The organism is Paraburkholderia sp. RHO2 (assembly GCF_050955445.1).
GTDB lineage: Bacteria > Actinomycetota > Actinomycetes > Mycobacteriales > Mycobacteriaceae > Prescottella > Prescottella agglutinans_A.
The window spans coordinates 415,391-434,995 of the sequence record NZ_CP162618.1 but is presented as its reverse complement, the minus strand read 5'-3'; the positions used below and the strand labels follow the sequence as shown (position 1 = coordinate 434,995).

The 19,605-nt window shown below is 63.2% G+C and carries 19 protein-coding genes and 2 pseudogenes; 7 read left to right on the top strand and 14 right to left on the bottom strand.

The features are described 5' to 3' along the window. Positions 1 to 1,099: 1,099 nt before the first annotated feature. From ABTV10_RS27065 to ABTV10_RS27045, 5 genes and pseudogenes are all read right to left on the bottom strand, one after another. Positions 1,100 to 1,699: pseudogene (locus ABTV10_RS27065) on the bottom strand (IS701 family transposase); the annotation flags it as partial. 66 nt (positions 1,700 to 1,765) lie between these two features. Next, complete coding sequence (locus ABTV10_RS27060; RefSeq protein ID WP_499035403.1) at positions 1,766 to 3,241, bottom strand: aldehyde dehydrogenase family protein; 1,476 nt, start codon at positions 3,239 to 3,241, stop codon at positions 1,766 to 1,768. Between the two features lie 42 nt (positions 3,242 to 3,283). Continuing rightward, positions 3,284 to 4,057, bottom strand: coding sequence for an SDR family oxidoreductase (locus tag ABTV10_RS27055; protein ID WP_499035401.1), 774 nt, complete (start codon positions 4,055 to 4,057; stop codon positions 3,284 to 3,286). After that, positions 4,057 to 4,992: a dihydrodipicolinate synthase family protein gene (locus ABTV10_RS27050; RefSeq protein WP_499035399.1), complete on the bottom strand. Its 936-nt coding sequence runs from the start codon at positions 4,990 to 4,992 to the stop codon at positions 4,057 to 4,059. The genes ABTV10_RS27055 and ABTV10_RS27050 overlap by 1 nt, the downstream gene beginning before the upstream one ends. 37 nt (positions 4,993 to 5,029) lie before the next feature. Beyond that, positions 5,030 to 5,203: pseudogene (locus ABTV10_RS27045) on the bottom strand (enoyl-CoA hydratase-related protein); the annotation flags it as partial. Between the two features lie 46 nt (positions 5,204 to 5,249). Between ABTV10_RS27045 and ABTV10_RS27040 the strand changes: the two are divergent. Next, a protein-coding gene (locus tag ABTV10_RS27040) for an IS5 family transposase (protein ID WP_499035397.1) occupies positions 5,250 to 6,141 on the top strand; the annotation gives its coding sequence in 2 pieces (ribosomal slippage) (positions 5,250 to 5,609 and positions 5,611 to 6,141; 891 coding nt in all). Here ABTV10_RS27040 and ABTV10_RS27035 read toward each other — a convergent pair. The 7 genes from ABTV10_RS27035 to ABTV10_RS27005 all read right to left on the bottom strand — a co-directional run bounded on the left by ABTV10_RS27035 (position 6,103) and on the right by ABTV10_RS27005 (position 13,774). After that, a complete protein-coding gene (locus ABTV10_RS27035) occupies positions 6,103 to 6,777 on the bottom strand; it encodes an enoyl-CoA hydratase-related protein (RefSeq protein WP_499035395.1) in 675 nt (224 codons plus the stop codon). The two genes, ABTV10_RS27040 and ABTV10_RS27035, sit on opposite strands and share 39 nt — an antisense overlap. Beyond that, a complete protein-coding gene (locus ABTV10_RS27030; RefSeq protein WP_499035394.1) occupies positions 6,774 to 7,997 on the bottom strand; it encodes a CaiB/BaiF CoA transferase family protein in 1,224 nt (407 codons plus the stop codon). Before ABTV10_RS27030 ends, ABTV10_RS27035 begins: the two co-directional genes overlap by 4 nt. Next, entirely contained in the window at positions 7,994 to 9,358 is a 1,365-nt protein-coding gene (locus ABTV10_RS27025; protein ID WP_499035393.1) for an FAD-dependent oxidoreductase, read from the bottom strand. Before ABTV10_RS27025 ends, ABTV10_RS27030 begins: the two co-directional genes overlap by 4 nt. Before the next feature lie 12 nt (positions 9,359 to 9,370). Continuing rightward, positions 9,371 to 10,666: an MFS transporter gene (locus ABTV10_RS27020; RefSeq protein ID WP_499035391.1), complete on the bottom strand. Its 1,296-nt coding sequence runs from the start codon at positions 10,664 to 10,666 to the stop codon at positions 9,371 to 9,373. 437 nt (positions 10,667 to 11,103) lie between these two features. Further along, on the bottom strand, positions 11,104 to 11,709 hold the full coding sequence (locus ABTV10_RS27015; protein ID WP_499035390.1) for a helix-turn-helix domain-containing protein: 606 nt from the start codon (positions 11,707 to 11,709) through the stop codon (positions 11,104 to 11,106). Positions 11,710 to 12,456: 747 nt separating this feature from the next. Continuing rightward, positions 12,457 to 12,822 carry a hypothetical protein gene (locus ABTV10_RS27010; RefSeq protein WP_499035389.1) on the bottom strand — a complete coding sequence of 122 codons (366 nt, stop codon included), beginning with the start codon at positions 12,820 to 12,822 and terminating at the stop codon, positions 12,457 to 12,459. 445 nt (positions 12,823 to 13,267) lie between these two features. Continuing rightward, the gene (locus tag ABTV10_RS27005; protein WP_499035388.1) at positions 13,268 to 13,774 is read right to left on the bottom strand and encodes a hypothetical protein; all 507 of its coding nucleotides are present in this window, start codon (positions 13,772 to 13,774) and stop codon (positions 13,268 to 13,270) included. Between the two features lie 740 nt (positions 13,775 to 14,514). Here ABTV10_RS27005 and ABTV10_RS27000 point away from each other — a divergent pair. The 5 genes from ABTV10_RS27000 to ABTV10_RS26980 all read left to right on the top strand — a co-directional run bounded on the left by ABTV10_RS27000 (position 14,515) and on the right by ABTV10_RS26980 (position 17,329). Continuing rightward, positions 14,515 to 14,802, top strand: a complete 288-nt coding sequence (locus ABTV10_RS27000) for a hypothetical protein (protein WP_499035386.1) — start codon at positions 14,515 to 14,517, stop codon at positions 14,800 to 14,802. A 12-nt stretch (positions 14,803 to 14,814) separates the two neighbouring features. Next, on the top strand, positions 14,815 to 15,081 hold the full coding sequence (locus ABTV10_RS26995; RefSeq protein WP_499035385.1) for a hypothetical protein: 267 nt from the start codon (positions 14,815 to 14,817) through the stop codon (positions 15,079 to 15,081). A 91-nt stretch (positions 15,082 to 15,172) separates the two neighbouring features. Then, positions 15,173 to 15,616, top strand: coding sequence for a hypothetical protein (locus ABTV10_RS26990; protein ID WP_499035383.1), 444 nt, complete (start codon positions 15,173 to 15,175; stop codon positions 15,614 to 15,616). 348 nt (positions 15,617 to 15,964) lie between these two features. After that, positions 15,965 to 16,342: a hypothetical protein gene (locus ABTV10_RS26985; RefSeq protein ID WP_499035382.1), complete on the top strand. Its 378-nt coding sequence runs from the start codon at positions 15,965 to 15,967 to the stop codon at positions 16,340 to 16,342. Between the two features lie 399 nt (positions 16,343 to 16,741). Further along, a complete protein-coding gene (locus tag ABTV10_RS26980; RefSeq protein ID WP_499035381.1) occupies positions 16,742 to 17,329 on the top strand; it encodes a DUF4190 domain-containing protein in 588 nt (195 codons plus the stop codon). A gap of 67 nt (positions 17,330 to 17,396) precedes the next feature. Here ABTV10_RS26980 and ABTV10_RS26975 read toward each other — a convergent pair whose 3' ends face one another. Then, positions 17,397 to 17,681: a hypothetical protein gene (locus tag ABTV10_RS26975; RefSeq protein ID WP_499035380.1), complete on the bottom strand. Its 285-nt coding sequence runs from the start codon at positions 17,679 to 17,681 to the stop codon at positions 17,397 to 17,399. 318 nt (positions 17,682 to 17,999) lie between these two features. Here ABTV10_RS26975 and ABTV10_RS26970 point away from each other — a divergent pair, with 318 nt between their 5' ends. Continuing rightward, positions 18,000 to 18,641, top strand: coding sequence for a ScbR family autoregulator-binding transcription factor (locus ABTV10_RS26970; protein WP_499035379.1), 642 nt, complete (start codon positions 18,000 to 18,002; stop codon positions 18,639 to 18,641). Here ABTV10_RS26970 and ABTV10_RS26965 read toward each other — a convergent pair. Then, positions 18,611 to 19,555 carry a ScbA/BarX family gamma-butyrolactone biosynthesis protein gene (locus ABTV10_RS26965; RefSeq protein WP_499035378.1) on the bottom strand — a complete coding sequence of 315 codons (945 nt, stop codon included), beginning with the start codon at positions 19,553 to 19,555 and terminating at the stop codon, positions 18,611 to 18,613. The two genes, ABTV10_RS26970 and ABTV10_RS26965, sit on opposite strands and share 31 nt — an antisense overlap. Positions 19,556 to 19,605: the final 50 nt, after the last annotated feature.

Sequence of the window (19,605 nt, the reverse complement as noted above, 5' to 3'; positions counted from 1 at the left end):
CAGCAGATCGTCGGTTCTGAGACAGCCCGCGAGAGCGGGCTACGTCTGGCGGCGGCGCTCGAACGCGGATTCTTCCACAGCGTCGAACAGCAGCGGGGAACACACGCAGCCCGAATGCTGTGACGACAGTTTGTGATGAAATCGATTGCGGTCTAGCACGTCAGGGCTTCTGGCAGGTCACTGCCTGGACTGGCGGGGAGCCTTTTCGCCGGAGTGCCAGACATAGACGAACGCGTGTCGACGGGCAGGCAGCACGGTTGGACAATCGCCGGATACTATTGGCCGCCAGAGTTATCAGACCTCCTGCACGGGCTGAGGATCAACCTCTTCAGCTCCTCGACGCAGACTTGTGAGGAAGGTGTCCGCGGCCATCGACAGAGTGATGTGGCGGTGCCGATCGGTTCGGCAAGCACAAACGGGCCCGCATGGCAGGCAGGCCTGGACCTCCGATCCACGATGATCTCGTCATCCGCAAATACATCGCTGGCGCCCCGAACCGGCTGTGGCTCAACGACAGACAGAGCGCCACATGTACCTGTGCGGGATCGAAGATCATCTACGGCAACCGTGTAGTCGGGTACTCCAATCGTCTCGCGGATGAAGTTCCGTCTCGCGGTCAGGGCGCTGAACAACGCCGGCGTCCGCCGTGATGACGTTGCCGGCTGCGCCCAGCCTTCGGATCGCGGGTCGCAGACTCGGGCCCGAATGTTCTTGTTTTCTTTGGATTATCACGACAGGGCGGGGCCATTGGACACGTCGGCGCCCCTGGCGCCGACACGGCTATGGAGATCTTCCTCCCCTCGCTGAAGAAGAACGTCTCGACCGTCGGTTCTGGGCGAGGTGACAGCTGCGGAACTCGAGCGCAACCTGGATCGAACGGATGCACCATCGACGCCGCAAGCAAGACATCGATTGGCCCTGCCGAATACGAAGCAATCATCACCACGTCAGCCAGTCAGGACGGGTGACCTAACCTGCCACCGGATCGTGCAGCAGACCCAGGGTGTGCATTGATCTGCAGTGCACATGTCTCTGGATCGAACGACCCCCATCCCAAGCGGGACGAGCCAATCAGCATCGAGAGGTACTGGCACGTCGGCTGACCGCAGGCCTCGTCGGCGGCAGCCCAGGAGAATGGAATCTGCGCGTCCAGGGAATGCGCCGATCATGCGCTGCGCCGGAGAGTCTTTCGTCGCGAACTCCACCCTCGTCGTCGTTTCCCGCGGCAAGGCATCGAGTCCGGTCGGAGGGCCAGGATTCGGGCAGGTCGAGCTCCCGGTCGATAGGCGCGTGCCCGGCACTGGAAGCGTAGGCGAGGAACGCCCCGATCTGGCAGTCCTCCACCCGACCCACGGTCCACGAGCACTGGCGTTGCACGCACGCCGGGTGCCCTTACTTCAGGAAGCCGGTGCCGTCGACGATCAACACCCCTGAGCGGTCGCCGAGGCGGTCGACCAAGTAGTCGCGGACATCTCACGGATCCCGTCAACCTCCCAGCTCGCCCGCCCCAGCAACCATTTCATCCCATCCGGGCTCACGTCACCAGCACGCTCGGCCTAGTGTCCACCGATTCCTCCGCTCCAGGCCCGCCACGTACTGACGGATCTGGGACCGAGGCCCCGACCCTCACCGACCGGACCGACCCGAAGTCCATCTGATGCAGCTCTTCCAGCTCGGCTGCAACCACATCGACAACCACTCATCACGAATCGACGACCTGCCAAGCAAAGTGCCGTTGCAGTACCAGCGCCCACGCTCATCCGGGTCAGATGCCGGTGTAAACCGTTTTGCCCCACGTGTAGAACTCGATTGCGGTACGCCCCTGCTCACGAAACGTGTTGGTGGAGGAATCCTTCACTCCGCCGAACGGGACATTCAGATCGAGTCCCGCAGTCGGGCGGTTGATCTTGATCACGCCGGCCTGTGCCCGCGCAGCGAAATCCGTGGCACGGGCCAGGCTGTCGGTGCAGATGCCCGCAGTGAGCCCGTAGCGGGAGTCATTGACGGCGGCCAGACCCGATTCGTAGTCCGCCACCTTCAGTACCGCCACCACCGGACCGAAGATCTCCTCCGTCACCGCCGGATCGTCGGGTTCCAGATCGGTCAGCACCGCGGCCGGGAAGAAGTATCCGGCGGACGGGTCCGCGGAGTACGTTCCGTGGCGGAGCGATGCGCCGCGTTCGACGGCGGAACGCACGGCGGCCTGATCCTGCTCAAACTGTGCGCTGCTGACCACCGCGCCCATTCGGGCGGCGCCGTCGAGGCCGTCCCCAGGCACGTACTGTGCAGCCTCGGCGACCAGGGCCTCGACGAACTCGTCGTAGATGTCCGGGGTGACGAACACACGTGAGGTCGCCGTGCAGGCCTGACCGGTCAGCCCGAACGCACCTGCGGCCACCACCGCTGCCGCTCGGCGCGGATCGTCGAGCACCAGCACGGCGTTCTTGCCGCCCATCTCCAGCTGAACACGAGCGCCGCGCTCGTTCAGGACTTCACGGAGATTCATCCCGACCGTGGTCGATCCGGTGAAAGACAGCCCGGCCACCCGGGGATCGCGGGCGAGCGCGTCGCCGACGATCCGGCCCTTCCCGTGGACCACGTTGAAGACACCCGCCGGAAGTCCGGCGTCGTGCAGCGCCCGTGCCAGATGCGTCGCAGACAACGGAGTGAGCTCGGCAGGCTTGAGAACCACCGCGTTGCCCGAGATCAGTGCAGGAGCTGCCTTCCACGCAGGAATGGCGATGGGGAAGTTCCACGGTGTGATCAGAGCGAACACTCCGAGGGGTTCACGATGGGTGGTGACGGATGTGCCCGGCAGGCCGCTGGGCAACACCTCACCGGTAGATGCCCACCCGAGAGTGCCGAAGAACCGGAGGACATCCGCTGCCCGGGCCACCTCGCCGCGGGCCTCAGCGAGAGTCTTTCCTTCCTCCCGAACCAGGTCCGCGGCAACGTCGGATGCACGCTCGGACAGCAGCGTCGCAGCTTTGATGAGGATTGCTCCGCGTGCCGGTGCCGGCAGTGCGGCCCAAGCCGGCTGAGCGGCGGCCGCCGCCTCGATGGCGGCGTCGACATCGGTGCGACCCCCGCTCGCCGAGTAGGCGGCGAGCTCGTCTGGTCGCGCGGGGTTCCAGCGCGGAGTGTCAGTGCCGCCCAGCCATTCCCCGTTGATGAGGTGCTGTGCCGTAGGAACGTCGGGCTGAAGTGGAGTAGCGGTGGAGTCCGTATTGGTGTCAGTCATCGTGGTCCTTCAACTGGTTGGGAAAGGCCGGGGTGCGCTGGACTAGAGGCTCCGGATGAGACCGCCGTCGCAGCGGAGCGCGGTACCGGTGATGTACGAGGCCGGGGCGCTACACAGAAACGCGGCAGCAGAACCGAACTCGGCCGGTTGGCCGTAGCGTCGGGCAGGGATTGTCTTGCGAGATTCGAGTTCGATCTCGGCGACGGTGACACCTCGACGTTTGGCAGCGGCGGCGTCGAGTTCCGCCACCCGTTCAGTGGCGATCCGGCCCGGCAGCAGAAGGTTGACCGTCACCGAATCGAATGCGACCTCGGCGGCGAGCGTCTTCAGATATCCGGCCAGGGCCGCGCGCCCCGTGTTGGATACGGCCAGATTCGGCAGCGGTGCGGCGACCCCGGACGAGCCGAGCGCCAGGATCCTGCCCCAGCGACGCTCCCGCATCCCCGGAAGGACCCGGGACACGAGCGCATGGTGCGGGCGAAGCAAGAGGTCGAAGGCCGCGTCCAGATCGTCCGGACCGAGGCTTGCCGCCGCGCCGGGTCGAGGTCCGGGCCCGTTGAGGACAAGAATGTCGACCGGTCCTAGTTCGTCGACCGTGCGATCGACGGCTGTGGCGATGCCCTCGGCTGTGGTCAGGTCAGCCGCGATCGCGATCGATCCGGCGAGGGATTTCGAGACTTCCTCGGCGCGATCCTGGCGCCTCCCGGTGATGGCCACACGTGCACCTTCTGCGGCGAGGGCACGGGCCACCGCCAGGCCGAGCCCGCCCGTAGAAGCAGCGATGAGAGCGACCTTGCCTTTGATTCCGAGATCCATCAGATACCCCTTACTTTCAGTGCCTCGTGCGCCTGCTCAGCCTCAGCGAAATGCTGTGCCAGGCCGACGCGGAGCACATCGGGGAACTTCACAGCCGGCGCACGCACAGCCGAATCATTGAACAGACCGCGCTGCCGGAACAGTTCCTTACGAATGGCGAGGGCAATCCGTGCCTGCTGCTCGAAGTTGATCAGAGGGAGGAAGGGCTGAAGGACGTCGCGAGCCTCGTCGTATCCGCCTGTCTGCCAGGCCCGGACGCAGGCCACCAGAGCCTCCGGAAAGGAGAAGCCCGTCATCGCGCCCGCGGCACCGGAAACAAGTTCGTCCAAAAGCCCCTGCCCGCCGAGCCCACCGAATACAGATACGTCGACCGCACGCGTGATCTCGCCGATGGCCACGGAAGTGGGCGGGGCCTCCGCCTTGACTGCAAGTACGAACTGGCAGCGCTGGACGACGTCGATCAGAGCAGAGGTCGAGATCGAGACACCGCTGGCGGCAGGATAGTCCTGCAACACGATGTTCACACCGGTGGCGCGATGAATGGCTTGGAGATGTTCGGTAACCACCGCACTGTTCGCCGAGTTCACCTGGATCATGAACGCTCGGATGCGGTCCTCGACCACGGATCGGGCTGCCACGATCTCGTCGAGCACCTGACGTGTGGTGAGCGCGGTCACCCCCACCACCAGCGGCAGGTCGGAGGCGTCGGCAACGGTCTCTAGCACCACCTGACGCTCATCGAGGGACAATGCAGCAGCCTCACCGAAAACCCCGAGCACGGTGAGCCCGACAGCCCCGATCGATTCGTAGTGCTCGACAAGGTGGGCCAGGGAGTCGGTGTCCACATCCTGGGTACTGCCCTGAAACGGTGTGGCGACCACGCCCCACACGCCACATTCGAGACTCTCGCGGGTGGGATTTGCTTGCGAACTCATCACACTTCCTTCGTGAATCACAACTTCGGATGACGAATCAGTAGTCCGACCACACCGGTGACCGCTTCTCCTGGAACGCGAGGACGCCTTCGGCGGCGTCCTCGCTGTCCAGGGCAGACATCAGTGCCGGTAGCCGCATGCCCCGGGCCTCGGCGGCGGTCAGGTGCCCGGTGCGGGTGACCATCTGCTTCACCGCACGAACCGAACTAGGGCGTGTCTCCTAAATCCGGGCGGTGGGATCGGCGACACTGTTCCGTGTGTCGCGCACCGAATACCTGACTGATGAACAGTGGGCGTTGATCGAGCCGTTGCTTCCCACGTCCGACGGATGTCGGGGCCGCCCGTTCCGGGACAACCGTCGGGTCGTGGAGGGCATCGTCTACCGCTACCGGTCCGGAGTTGCGTGGCGGGACGTTCCCGCGGATTTCGGTCCGTGGCAGACGATCTGGAAGCGGCACCGCCGCTACGCCGGGGACGGCACCTGGGACAAGATCCTCGCTTCCCTGCTGGCGCATGCGGATGCGAACGGGCTGGTCGACTGGACAGTGTCGGTGGACTCGACGATCTGCCGAGCCCACCAACACGGCACCAACCTCACCCGCGACACAGGGGGATCTGTCGAATTACAGGAACCTCCGGAACGAGCCGGCTGACCACGCCCTCGGTCGCTCCCGTGGCGGGCTCGGCACGAAGATCCACCAGCTCGCCGACGGACACGGCCGGCCACTCGTCCTGCTGATCGGGCCAGGTCAGGCCGGTGACTCGCCAATGTTCCCCATCCTGATGGGCGCGTTGTCGGTGCCCCGGTTCGGCCGTGGAAGACCCCGAACCCGCCCGGACGCGGTGCTCGGCGACAAGGCCTACTCGTCGAAAGCGATTCGCGCCCACCTGCGAGCGAGAGGCATCGAAGCGATCATCGCCGAACCGGACGACCAGAAACGTCACCGCCTCCGGCGGGGCAGCCGCGGAGGCCGCCCGGTCGGGTTCGACACCGAGAAATACAAGGGCCGCAACGTCGTCGAACGATCCTTCGCCACCCTCAAACAGTGGCGCGGGCTCGCCACCCGCTACGACAAACTCGCACTCACCTACCGGGCCGGCGTGGTCCTCTCAGCGGTCTGTATCTGGCTGAGGTCCCTCACGAAATAGGAGACACGCTCTAGGTGAACATGCGAGGATCTGCTCAATCCACCGGTCCACCGCCGCATCGAGCTCTGCGGCCGGAACAACCTCATTGACCAGGCCCATCTCCCGCATCTCGGCCGCGTCGGCTTTGCGGCCCGTCAACAGCATTCCCATGGCCTGGGTGTGCGGGACACGACGGACCAGCTGGTGGACGCCACCGTCCAGTGCAAGCCGTCCGACCCGCGGTTCCGTCAGACCGAAACGGGCGCTGTCTGCGGCGACCACGATGTCGGCACCGAGCACGATCTCCATGCCGCCGCCGAGGGCATAGCCATTGACCTTCGCGATGACCGGCACGTCCAGGGTCGTCCGCAGGCTCAACCCGCCGAACCCGTTCGGGTCCAGCTCGGCCCAGTACTGCAGTCCCGTCTTGCCAACGGCGGAGGACGTCATGTCGGCCCCGGTGCAGAAGGCCTTCGGCCCGGAACCCGTCACGACGACCACACGGATGCGACGGTCCTGTTCGAGCTGCTCCCAGATTGCGTTCAGTCGGGCGGTAGTTGGTCCGTCAATGGCATTGAGGACCTGCGGCCGGTCGATCGTCACCGTGGCTACGCCACGCTCGATCGTCACAAGGACTCCGTCGGTGGAGGCGGTCACCGGAGTACACCTGCCTCGGTCAGCTGCGCAATCGCGGCGTCGTCCAGACCGTGCTCTTTCAGCACCTCCGCGTTGTGTTCGCCCAGGCGAGGTGCAATGCGCCGGATCGACGGCGGCGTGCTTGACAAGCGGATCGGCGCGTTCAGCATCTTGACCGTGCCGACGGTCGGATGCTCGGCCTCGACGATCATCCCGTTCACGTAAGTCTGCTTGTCGGCCAAGGTCTGCTCGAGGCTGTGCACCGGGGCATTGAGAAGGCCTTCTTCTTCGAGCCTCTCGGTCCAGTATGCAGTGGAGTTCGTCGCGAAGCGCTTCCGGAAGATCTCCTGAAGTGCGGGCTTGTTCTCGAACTGCAGTTCTTTCGTGGAAAACTCCGCCCGGAGCGTAAGGTCCTCGTCCAGGCCCAAGGCCCGCGAAATACGAAGGAGCGGATCCGGCGTGAATCCGCCCACCATACAGACGGCCCCGTCGGTCGTCGGAAATACACCGGTGAACGGCATTGCGCCCCAGTTGACTTCGAACCCGCGATTGAGCTGTACGCATGCCTCCTGCATCTGCATGTGCAACATCGAGTCGTACATCGTCACCTCCACCTTCTGGCCGATGCCGTGGAGGTCGCGGGCACGGAGTGCCAACAGGATTCCCTGCATCAGATGCATGCCGGTCGTGTAGTCGCACAGCGTGGTCGGGTAGACGGTCAGCGGGACGTCGTCCGAGTCACGTCGCCACATGACACCGGAGTACGCCTGCGCGATCGCGTCCTGGCCACCCTTGTGCGCGTAGGGTCCTTCGGTGCCGAAGCCGGTGCCCGACGCCCAGATCACGTCCGGGTTGTCCTTCTTAAGATCCTCGTACCCGAATCCCATCCGTTCCATCACACCGGCACGGAAGTTGCTGACGACTACGTCAGCGTCCTTCATGATCTGCCGCAGCAACGCCTTGCCCTCGTCGGTGCGGGTGTCGACGCTGATGCTGCGCTTGTTGCGGTTGATCGACAGGAAGATCGGGTTGTCCTGGCCATCGGGGTCGGGGAAGGAGTTTCGTGCGATGTCACCTACCCCGGGGCGCTCGACCTTGATGATGTCGGCGCCGTAATCCCCGAGCAGCTGTGTCGCGCTGGGCCCCATGTATACCTGCGTGAAGTCGACGATCTTGATGCCCGACAGCGGCAGTACCGCGCCGCCGGCCCTCCTGGCGTTCACGTTGTCGGTGGTGCTCATGCTCGAACCGTCTCTTCCGTATCGATGGTGGCGTTGGCAGAGGGGACATCGCCGGGGTCGGCGTTGTGCTGGTGCATGCCGGCCTGGATGTCAGCTGCGGACACTTCGCGCACGGTGATGCCGTCTCCGACGGCGAGGGCTGCGGCGACACCCACAGCCTGACCCATGGCCATGCACGGCGGAATCTCGCGCGACATCTTCTGTGCTTCGGGGGTCGCCGAGTAGTGGCGCCCGGCGACGAGCAGCTGATCGACCTCCTTGGGAAGGAGTGAGCGATACGGGTAGTAGTAATCACGCCCGCGGGCGACGGAATCGGCGAAGTGCCGACGCGTGGCCACGTCGTCCTTGGTCATCACGTACTCGCCCTCGAGGAGGCGGGTCTGCCGGACACCCATCTGGGACGCGACATCCAGGATGTAGCAGTTGCTGAAGCCGGGGAGGTGTTCTTTGACGTGCTCGACGGCTTCGTAGATGCGATCGCGAGCCGCGAAATCAGCGGCAGTGAGGTCAGCGGGATCGGTGCCGTCGAAGCCGCTCATGTGCGGTGCGTTGCACCATACGACGCCGTCGAGAGGGGTCTTGAGCCACCACAGCTCCCAGGCCCCGCCGAGAAGGCGCTTGATCTTGCGGTTGATCGCCCGGGCCTCCTTCGGGTTCTCCTGTTCAAAGCGTTCAGCCGCCGCGGTGTCAACGCCGCCGAGACGGAAGACGAGTGTGGTGATGTAGCTGTCCTTGATGTGGCTGGCCCCGGCTCGAGACGCGACGTCGATATCGCCGGTGGTGTCGATGACGACGTCTGCCAGGAATGCCTGGGGTCCGGACTTCGTCTCACACACCACGCCCTTGATCACGCCCTCATCCACGATGGGCCGTGAGAACCAGCTATGCAGACGCAGGGTGACGCCGGCCTCCCGAATGAGGTCGTTGGAGACCCGCTTCCAGCCGTCGGGATCGAAGGCCGCGGCATAGCAGATCGGCTTCGGACTGGTGTGAGTGTGGAAGTCGAAAGTGCCGAATCGACCCCACCGGTTCCACACCTCGGTCGAGGCACCGAAATCCTCGGCGGGCGGGACGATGGCGAGACCCAAAGCCTGCAAACGTTCAACGTACTCCGACACGATTCCCTTGACCGTGATCTCCTGCCCGTTGATCATGTCGTCGAGAACCAACACCATGCCGCCGGACGCGAGCCCACCCAACGATGAATAACGCTCGAGGAGAGTGACACTCGCTCCGGATCGGGCGGCAGTGACGGCGGCCGCGACACCGGCGGGTCCGCCGCCGACGACGAGAACCTGGGAACGGTTGACGACCGGGGCGCGCAGATCCTGGCTCGTGATGCGCAGATCGACAGAGGTCATGACTAGAAGGCCCTACTTTCCAACGAAGATGCCGTTGACACGGCGAGCGAGTAGATAGAAGACGATGCTGAGGACGGTGAGGACCGCTACGTAGGCCGGGAAGATCCAGTGGGCGTCCATCGACTGGAACCAGACCAGAAGGTAGGAGGCGGTACCGCCGAAGACGGCGACGCCGACTCCGTAGCCGAGGGCAACGCCCGCGCCTCGGCAGGACTTGGGCATGAGGGAGGTGCTGACCACGTTGTACAGAGTCAGGTTCGGGATCAGGACCATGGCTCCACCGAGCAGGACGACGGCGAAACCGCCGATTCCATTGTGCGAGTAGAGGAGCATGAGGAAAACCGCAGGAATCACGAGGGCGCGCGTCCACAGGAACCAGGAGGAGATGGATCTGCGGTCGGTCAGTTTCCCGATGACGAGGCTGCCGATGACCAGGAGGATACCGAGCGCCGTGGTCACAGCGAAGACCTCCGAGGGATCTTCGTTGAAGTTGCTGCGAGCCGTAGTCGGGAGCCCCACGTTCCACGCATAGTTGTAAGCCTGCACCGCGCCGACCACGAAGATAATTGCAAGGACGCTGAGCCAGTACTTCCGGACAGAGGTCCAGACCGCTCCGGTCGTGTTGTCCTCCAACTCTTCCTGACGCATGGTCTCGGGAAGCCCTCGGCGCATGTAGATCACCGCGACGCCGAACGCGGCGCCGATGAAAAATGGTACTCGCCAACCCCATTCACTCATGGTCGCGCCGTCCAGGACCAGACTGCACAGGAAGCTGACGAGGGAAGCTAGGAGCACACCGAGGTTGACATAGAAACCCATGACGCCGGCGACCATACCCTCGCGACCTTCGGGAACGAGCTCGACCGCGTGCGCTGTAGATAGCGGCGCTTCGATACCGGTCGAGATTCCCTGGACGATGCGGCAGCCGACCAGGATCACACCGGCCCAAGCACCGATGTGTTCGTAACTGGGCGTGACCGCGATGATGAGCGTGGTCACAGCCATCGAGCTGATCGAGATCAGCATGACCCGTCGGCGACCGACGCGGTCTGCCATCGTTCCGAGAATGACGCCGCCCATCGGACGGAAGGCGAATCCGACCGCAAAGACGGCCAGGGTGTGGAGGGTAGCACTGAGGGGATCGGTCGAGGGGAAGAAGTTGGGGCCGATGAAAGCCGACAAGAGTCCGAAGACCATCCAGTCGTACCACTCAAGGGCGTTGCCGAACCCGAGACCTCGTAGGCCCCGTCGGGCTTCAGGGCTCAGTCGGTACTGAATGCGTTGGGTAGGGGTGAGGGAGTCGAGCATTGGTCTTGTCCTTACGCTGGCACCCTGACGGGCGCGAGAGTGTATGACGCATCGCCGCTTTGGGGACGCGTGATGTCCGGCCGACTCGACGGCCCGACAGTAAGGAAGGGAAGCGGACGCCCCGGCGATGGGCGCCGGTGCACAGGTGGTGTGCCTTTGTCCGCGGCTGCTACGCAGACCTCTTCGTAGCGATTGGAATACCCGGGGGGAACGGCGACTACTCGCCTGTCTCCGGGAAGGGAGATGTAGTTGTATGCGTGCTCAGGAGTCGATCGACCCGAGGTGGGCGCCGGCGCACAGTGCGGTGTGCATTTGTCCGCGGCGGCTACGCAAACCTCTTCGTAGCGATTGGAATACCCGGGGGAACGGCGATTGCTCGACCATCCCCGGGAGCGGAGCACTCAGGGCGCACGAGGATCGGACGGTGCACTGCGGGGCTACCATGCATGGGGTGCACTGACCCAGATCGCCTGGCAGACTTCGTCGTAGGTGTTCTTGTACCAGTGAGGAATCTCCGAGGAGAACGTAATCGAGTCGCCAGCCTCCAGGGAATAGCATTCGCCATCCAGATAGATGTCCTTGCGGCCGGAGAGAATGATGCCGAACTCCTCGCCGCTGTGGCGGAACGGGGTTGCGCTCGTGTCGTGTCCAGGCGGTGTTTCAATCCATTGGGCCTCCAAGGTTCCATTGAGATCCGGTGTCAAGAGTTCATAGACCGCTTCACCCATCGACTTCTTGGTCACGCCGACGAGATTGCGCCGTTCGTGTTTACGGACGACGGGGGACTTGCTCTCGGGTTGGCCGATGAAGAACTTTCCAACCGGAATGCCAAGTCCGTTGGCGAGCTGCCACAAGGTGGTGAAGGAGGGGTTCGCCCGACCGCGTTCAATCTGGCTAACGATTGCCGGGCTCAGTCCGGTGATCTCGGAGAGCCGCGCAAGGGTCATGCCCTTCTCCTTGCGCATGGATCGGACTTTGTCGCCGACGACCGTCAGCTGAGCGCTCGCGGTCGCGGAGACATTAGCGGCACCCTCGGTCGCCATCCGACAACCCTCCAATCGGTGACCTAACTCACAAACCAGGACTCCCGTAACTATAGTGAAGAACTTCAGGCAGTCAACCCCTCGACCTTAAGTATCCTAAAAAATTCCGCTAGATCATCTATTTGTCCAGTGCGTCGGCGCGAGACGGCCTCTCTCCACGACCACAGGTCTACACAGCATCGAGATCGCAGTGGGATGGCGAGCTCATTGCTGACGGCGGACCCCAGCACTGACACTCCGCGTAGACAACGTCCTCGGTGCACTGGTCTTTTTGCTTTGGCCCGCGGCAGCTCGGACACGTGCGTGGTCCACTTCGCTTCACCGGTCTTGGTGTCGAGTACCTGTACGTTCCGTGCGAAGGTGTATCCCTTGCACTCGCCTTCAGGGGTGCTGTAGACCGGCAGAATCCCACGGTCGATAACCCCATCGGGGTTCGACGTCAGCAGATCATCCTTCTGCCACAACACCTTCTTCGACTCAGGGGCGACGGCGGCCATCGTAGCGGCGATCGCGGCACGGTTGTTGTTGTATCCGCGGTCATCGGTGCTGGTCAAAGCAGCGACGAACAGTCCATTCTCGGTGTCCGCCAGGAGCGCGTCGACCTTCGTATTCGGCAGATCGATCGTGGCACGGGCGCCACTCCCCTGCTCGTCGGCGACGGTCCCGGTCGGGCGCGGCCCTCGGAGTACCAACGCGCCGTTGGCGGCGAGTCCGCCGACGGGCCGGGCATTCGTGTTCGGTGGGGGATCAGTGGCGATGTTCGCTGGGGCCCTCGAGTGCCTTTCCGATGTGGATCTTGACGGCCTTGTTGGCCGCTATCCAACCGCCTCCGACGGTGACGGCCACGGCGATCAGGAGGAGGACGAGGACCTCGGTGGGGAGGTCTTGCTTGGTTATTTGGCTTTGGAGAGCAAGCCCTGCTCCGGATCCGGCGCAGGCCGTACAGGTTCCGAGGAGGACTGTGCGGAGACGCAGTGCGGCGACCTGGTGGCCGGTCGTTTTCGCCGTGATGCTCTGTCGTACGTGGCCGTTTAGTAGTCGAAGATTGAGGTAAGTCGGGACGAGGAGACCCACGGCCACGACAGCCAGGAGTACTGCGAGGTAGGCGATCAAAGTGTTTCCCTCTCGGATTGTTCAGCGGGGTGCGAGGCGGAGACTACCTTCACGCTGAGGAAGGTTTCGCCGTTGTTGTACTGCGCGCAGAGTTCGGCGTTCGTCTCGTAGAGTGCCTGGTCAAGGAGTTGGGTGAATGTCCATGGGGGCGTTGGGGTTGTCCTTGAGGTGGTCGACGGCGTTGAGGGGACTCCTCGAGGACAGACAGGGTGGTGGTGACGCTGCGGCTATTGGGCTCGACGTTGCCTCCGGTGCCGACGGGTCGGCCGATCTTCTTGCTGTCAGTTGCTTCGCCTGGGCGCCACTCCCCTGTTCGTCGGCGGCCGACCACCGGTCACCCGCCGTAGCCCGACGGGCGGCGGCCGAGTCGAGGGCGCCGACAGCAAGACGCGCGTTAATCCTTGAGTCGATCGAGTAGCCCACGATGCGGTTCGAGTACACGTCCTTATTCGAGGAGGATGGAGAATGTCGCGAGCGGCGCATCGGGGATTCCCCAAATCTGTTGAGCATCATCAAGCAGCGCTCCACCTTCCAGCAGGTAGGGCTGGTAGTCGACCCTCGGGAAGTTGTCATAGTAGGTTCGCTGCACGAGGCTCGTCGGAACCGTCGCCGTGTCGAAGATGACCCCTGGCTTTCCTTCCAAAAGAACTGAGAACAAGATCAGTCCCGACTTCTCGATCACCTCATAAGAATCGGACAGAACCCGGATCCGCCCAGGCCTGTCCAGAACAGGCGTCGCGGAGTCGGCCTTCATCATCTGCGGCGTATCCCAAATCTGGCGCGGGTCAATCACTTCGTAACTCCTAGATACTTGGCGCTCTGGTCTCGTGGCGTCCTGATGGTTGCAGCCGCCGCTCGTCTGCATCGGCCGCCCCAATGCTGTCGGATTGGACGCCACGGTAGAGACATCCAATCCGAAGCCGCTCAGGCCTGGCACGCCGGAATCACGCAAGATCGGGACCATCCTCATGGGAAAGCAAGTCGAGCGCCTTCCCGTCAGAAGTGAAATCACAATGAGCGAAAAGGATCTCATCTGAGCTCGTCGCGGACGATCAACGTCCATCTGGATGCAGTTAATGATCACGGGGCAGTCGCGAGCTGGTCGATGCCACACCACCTCTGTGTCCGCGCCGCCACCGGCTGATAGGTTCACAAAAGGGACATGCGACTGGGGAGGTAATGAACGCATGACGGAGGGGATTCATGGCGTGTGCAGCTACGTATACCCCGGGGAGATGGGCAGCCGACAAGGCGGCGACTTCTTCCTCGGGGAACAATCTGAGAGGCGGACCGCACCGGGTCGCCGCTGCCGGAAGAGGCACCCAGCGTCGATTCGACGGCGGTCTCTTCATCCCAGCTTCCTCACTGAGCCCTGACGATCTCTACCACCCATTGTCGTCCAATCGAAGGACGCCATGCGCCGCGTAAGCCCGGGGCTGGCGACCACGACGTTCACTTGGAGCAGAGACCCAGTGGTGATGCAATCAGACCTGCCGGCGGAGCTGCTCACGATCAGCGGCTGCTGATTCCGTCCAATCCCTCAGCACTCGGCTCCGGATTGCTCTCTGGTTGCATCGCCGCGGATCGGAAAGCGGTCCATGGGGCCGGAATGGGTCGCATCGAAGTATTCCCTCCAACACCCTCGGCCTCCCCTTCATGCTGGTCAAGGTTTACGACGACAGGATGTGAATCATGAAGTACGCCATCCCCTATCTCCTTCTCGGCATCTGTGTCGCTCTCCTCATTGCGGCCCTGAACAACAGGATGAAGAACGGTAAGGGTCATCCTCTCACCCGGTTCCTGACCGACTTCGCTGCGGTCTATCTCCTGCTCGGGTCGGGTCTTGCTCTGTTGGTCTTCGACAGCTTTGTGGGGATGGCAATCATTGCGACAGGATTCCTCGAGGGTGTTTCCGCCTTCAACTCCTGGAAGAAGTTCTCCGCGTACAGGCGTTCCGGGTCGACCGAGTCAGCACAGTAGGTAGGAGCAGTGGTGGATTACTACATGATTCTCTTGGCCATCTCGATCATTCTGACCGTCTTGGCCAGCGTGGTCTTTCGGAAGCGCAGCGAGGAGCATCCCAAGAAGGCCATCGTCGTGTCGCTGGTCCTGACCCCTGTATCCATCGTCCTTCTTGCCGTGGCGACGGCGATCTCCTTCCCGGACCTGGTCGCGTACATTCTCGTCGCCTGCATCTTCGTGAAGCTGTCCTCCGCACGGTTCTACTGGCAGGAATTCCAGAAGGTCAATCGAGGGTAGCGGCGTAGGTCACCTGAACAACCGTCTGGAGGGGGAGAGCATGACTTGGTACTCGGAGTTCATCAAGAGGATCCGACGAAGGAAGATCCGAATGGTGGTTCTTCCAGTCGAGACTCGCCATCCGCATACGATCGGCGAGAAGAACAGCTCAAAGGGAACTGGCACCCTGTCCGACGACGAGGTGGCTCGGTTCTACGCGGCGGTGACGTTCCTTCAGTCGGCGATTCCCCAGGGATTGGGCAAGGAGTGGTCGCATCAGCCCTACTCGGGAGACGGCTACGTGCTCACCGAGCGCATCGATCGTCCCACTCTCATGGGTTTCGTTGGTTATGGCGGAATCCGTAAGGCCGATCACGGCTATGACCTCGTGAATTGCGACGAGCGAGGCTACGAACAGCCAGAAACTAAGTGTGCGCGGTTCGCGGATGCCCTCAAGGCTTACGCTGCCGATGCTGTCAGTGAGTCAAGAACCCGGAGCGATAGCCTCGCCCCTGACCCGGTCTCGTGGAATGTGGGATGGCACCGCAGGGCCTGACGTTGAGGTGAAGAATGTAACCGGAATGTGGAGAGAATGCCGTTTTGCTCTCCGGGATGATCCCGAAGTTTGGATCGAAGGGTCGAACCTCGATGCTGGCCTCTCTCACGGCCTGTCGATGACCTTCGAGCAGTTCGTGTGGACGATCATCGACCACCCTCCAACCGATCCTGACGGCTGGGAGAAGAGGCGTCGAAACTGGGACTCCTTCGGATAGCAAATGCTGTTCGGAGTGAACCGGATCCTCCGACAGAGGCACCCGTTGGAAGTCCTGGGCGGGACGGGAGCACCGAGGCTAGCCTCAAGTGAGGCTGCGTCGAGCACCTACCAGTCAGGAGTGAAATCCCTATGGAAGAAACGGATCTCAGCCGAGAACAAGCCGTTCTGCAGGCCGCAATCGACTACATCCTGTCTTTTCCGATGCGGTCATCCGACGAGGTACCGATCGAGATGGCGTCGCGGGCCGGCCTGATCAGACTCAAGACCGGCGATACGGTCCTCTACCCCGCGTTCCAGTTCCGATCGGACGCCACACGGGAGCTCGTCGAAGAGATCAACGCCCTTCTCGAGGCGCAGGACGATCCCTGGGCGGTCGCATCGTGGTGGTTCGCCCCGAATCCCTGGACGGAAGACCAAGCGATGCCCATCGAGCTGCTCGACAATCCGAGCAGACATGACGAGCTCTTCTCTCTTGCTCAGGGCGAAGCGAGCGAGGTGCTGACGTAGGGCCCGCCAGGAACCGACGCGCTGATCGCGATCCTGAGCGCCCGTGACGCTCGACTCGATAGATCGATCGAGAGCGACCCCGATCGGCGCTCCGCGGCGACAGAGGGACGTCGGAATCGACTATCGGAGAGCCGGTTCGAGTACTGCGTCATCGAACATTCGGATCAAGTCGGCCCAGGATGGCTCATCCAAGTCGCGCGTCTGCATGACGTCGAACACATCCAGGTGGAAGCGCCCGAACGATGTCCTGGGGTGCTACATGATGGCCGGATGTCTGATATGCAACCGCAGCCGCGCACGATTGCTCCACCTATGCCTGGACACGGGATCCGCCCGCCTCTTGGACAGTTCCTCGTATGGATCGGGTTGGGCGTAGTACTCGGAAGCATTGTCAGCTCAGTGCTGTTCGTGGTCGGGGGGGGGATGGAGGCCAAGACTCCGGGATGGGTAGCGGTCGCGTTGATTGCGCTTGCGATCGGCGTCGGTGGCGGCGCAATAGCATTCAGCGCGTACCGCCAGAGCACGCGAATCCAGTGGTGGCATCTGCTGCTCGCCGCCTTCGGCACTAGCCTCTTCCTCCACTCGCTCAACCGTGCAACAGACCTGGGTCTCTTCGCAGTGATCGCCGGTCTCGTCAGCTTCGCCGGACTCATCTCCCTGATCGTCGGCGGAATCATGGCGGCCGTGCAGGCTTCGAAGGAACCAACCCCGGCACCAACCGGCCCCCTGGCAGCACCCATTGTCGGCCATACCGCTGACGGACAACCCGTCTACGGCGCGCCGATCCACTCCCAGCGAACGAACGTCTTCGCGATCCTTGCCCTCGTCTTCGGCATCCTCGGCGGACTGCTGGCCCTCGTCTTCGGCCACATCGCCCTCAGCCAGATACGGCGCACCGGAGAGAGCGGTCGCGGTATGGCCATCGCTGGACTCGTCCTTGGCTACATCTCCATCGTCTTCTGGCTCGTCATCCTCCTCATCCCATAGCGCCGAACCGTGGAAAGGGGCGGGTCGGGCCAGCCCGGATCCACCGTTGGTCGGCCGGCAGCCTGGTTCATGCCTCGTCGTACTTCTCCCAGCAGCGCGCACGCCACCGGTATCGGATCCCCTCGTCCAGGTCGTACTTCTGCATCACGTCGGACGCGTCGAGCAGCAGCGCACGGTCGTTGTCTCGTGGGATCGACGGCTTCGCACGTCGAAGTTGCAGCTTGTCGCCAGCGGTGGTGCTCTCCTGGAACGATACGAGAACCCGTGCCGCGACCTCGTCGATCAGCTCCCTGCTGACAGTCTTCTCGGTTTTCTCCGTGGATCCCGCTGTGCAGCGAGGTGCCAGTGACACGCGTTGCGGCGGACGCAAGCAGATACCCGGCGTCGATGTAGAGATCCGGTCGACCTCCTATGGCCACTATTACACGCGGGGCCGACAGCATTGCCTACGTCAGTGCGCTGCCGCGTACGCGAAGCACCGTCAATGCACGTAAGGTGGCGGCACCAATGAAACCGGATGACCCTATTACTGCAATACTACGTAGGTGGCACTCCTGCACCGAATGCATGCACACTGCTGAGGCCGTTTCGGTGCGGCGCCGTTCGGCCGGCGTGTGGTCGGTCATGGTGCTCCCTGATGGGCGGTCGGCGATAGAGAGGATTCGACACAGTGGTCAGACAGGCGAGAGCGCTCGCGACCCGGCACCAGATCGTCAAGAGTGCAGCCGAGCTGTTCGATCGAGAAGGCTACGAACGTGCGACCCTGGCCGATATCGTCGATCACTCGGGGCTGACGAAGGGCGCGTTGTACTTTCATTTCAAATCCAAGGACGAATTGGCCGCGGTTGTCATCGAAGAACAGCATGCTGTCTCGATGAACGCAGTCAACGCGATTAATCGCACGGGCGCACCAGCACTCGAGCAGATCGTGATGTTCTGTTACGAGATGAAGCGAGAGATGGTTGACGATCCTATCGTCCGGGCCGGGATTCGTCTGACCCTCGAAATGAGCGCGGTGGCAGGCCCGCCGAAGCCGTACCTCGACTGGATCGACAGTTGTGAGCAGATGTTCCACGCCGCGATCGAGCAAGGCGACGTGCTCAACACCGTCGACCCGGCACACCTCGCCCACTACTTCGTCTCCGCCTTCACCGGCGTCCAGCTCGTCTCGAACGTGCTCACCGAACGGGCCGACCTCGATGAGCGTATCGACCAGATGCTCACGTTCGTCCTCGCCGCGATCGTCCCACCGCGGCGACGCGCGAAGATCGACCGGATCCGTCATGCGCGTTGGGTCCCGGCCATCGCGTGATCGCGAGGCTTCACTGGGATCGACAGCCGCACGCTCCCGGAGGCGTGTGTCTCACCCCACTGTGAAAACTCAACCTCGACGCCGCCTTCTTCGCCTTCGAGGATTCGGGCTGCGACGGTGGTGGGCTCGTCGAGTTCGAGGAACCGGCGGAATCTTATGTCGACGTGCTCGACGTCCGCACACGACTGGCCCAACCGCAGTCGAGCGGCCTGCCGCGCGGCTTCGAGGATCAGGACGCCCGGCACGTGGTCCAAGGGATGGTCAAACAACACTGGATGGGTCGGATCGCTTCTCAGCAGCCATTTTCCACGCTGCGCTCCCGCGGGATGCGGTCCCAGGACGACTGCCCGCGGATCCGGCACGCACACCGCATCCGAGTCTACGGGCGGCAGCTGTTGCGGCTGCCCGACCGCCCGGGCAGCATTCCCCTGCCACCGCGCGCGCTCGTACGCAGATGGGGAGAGCACATTCGCCGCAGCTGAACCGTGGCCGATTATGACTCCGTCCAGACGAAACTCGAGCGTCACGCTGAACGCCGAGAGAATCCCCTGGCGCTGGGCGGTTCCCGTCACATGCGCATCGATGGTGACATCCGCCGGCCGGGCTCCGATCGCCAGCAGATCCACGCTACATTCGACCTGCATCCTCTGCATCGTGAACTTGTAGTCCATCGGCACCGCGTATCGCACGTGCGCAAGATAGATCGCGCACTGTCGCACCGTCTCCGCCAGGAGCATCGTGTCGTAGCGTCCCGTGCAGGTGCGATAGAAGGCGTGCAGTCGCGGCCACTGCGCCCCGACAAGGAACCGGCCGTCATCAACTGGTGCGCAATCCGTGAGATACACCTCCGCGATCGCCTGCCGATGCACGAACCGCCTCGCGACAGCCGACTGAAAGCTCAACACTCGATCCATCCCCCGCGCCTGTCCTCAACATTCCAACCAACCGGCTTTCCCCGGATACG

Bases quoted from the DNA above. Each gene is read 5' to 3' on its own strand.
- ABTV10_RS26985 (WP_499035382.1), top strand. From the start codon at position 15,965: ATGGAAGAAACGGATCTCAGCCGAGAACAAGCCGTTCTGCAGGCCGCA.
- ABTV10_RS27060 (WP_499035403.1), bottom strand. From the start codon at position 3,241: ATGACTGACACCAATACGGACTCCACCGCTACTCCACTTCAGCCCGAC.
- ABTV10_RS27000 (WP_499035386.1), top strand. From the start codon at position 14,515: ATGAAGTACGCCATCCCCTATCTCCTTCTCGGCATCTGTGTCGCTCTC.
- ABTV10_RS26965 (WP_499035378.1), bottom strand. From the start codon at position 19,555: ATGGATCGAGTGTTGAGCTTTCAGTCGGCTGTCGCGAGGCGGTTCGTG.
- ABTV10_RS27015 (WP_499035390.1), bottom strand. From the start codon at position 11,709: ATGGCGACCGAGGGTGCCGCTAATGTCTCCGCGACCGCGAGCGCTCAG.
- ABTV10_RS27055 (WP_499035401.1), bottom strand. From the start codon at position 4,057: ATGGATCTCGGAATCAAAGGCAAGGTCGCTCTCATCGCTGCTTCTACG.
- ABTV10_RS27030 (WP_499035394.1), bottom strand. From the start codon at position 7,997: ATGAGCACCACCGACAACGTGAACGCCAGGAGGGCCGGCGGCGCGGTA.
- ABTV10_RS27050 (WP_499035399.1), bottom strand. From the start codon at position 4,992: ATGAGTTCGCAAGCAAATCCCACCCGCGAGAGTCTCGAATGTGGCGTG.
- ABTV10_RS26990 (WP_499035383.1), top strand. From the start codon at position 15,173: ATGGTGGTTCTTCCAGTCGAGACTCGCCATCCGCATACGATCGGCGAG.
- ABTV10_RS27025 (WP_499035393.1), bottom strand. From the start codon at position 9,358: ATGACCTCTGTCGATCTGCGCATCACGAGCCAGGATCTGCGCGCCCCG.
- ABTV10_RS27020 (WP_499035391.1), bottom strand. From the start codon at position 10,666: ATGCTCGACTCCCTCACCCCTACCCAACGCATTCAGTACCGACTGAGC.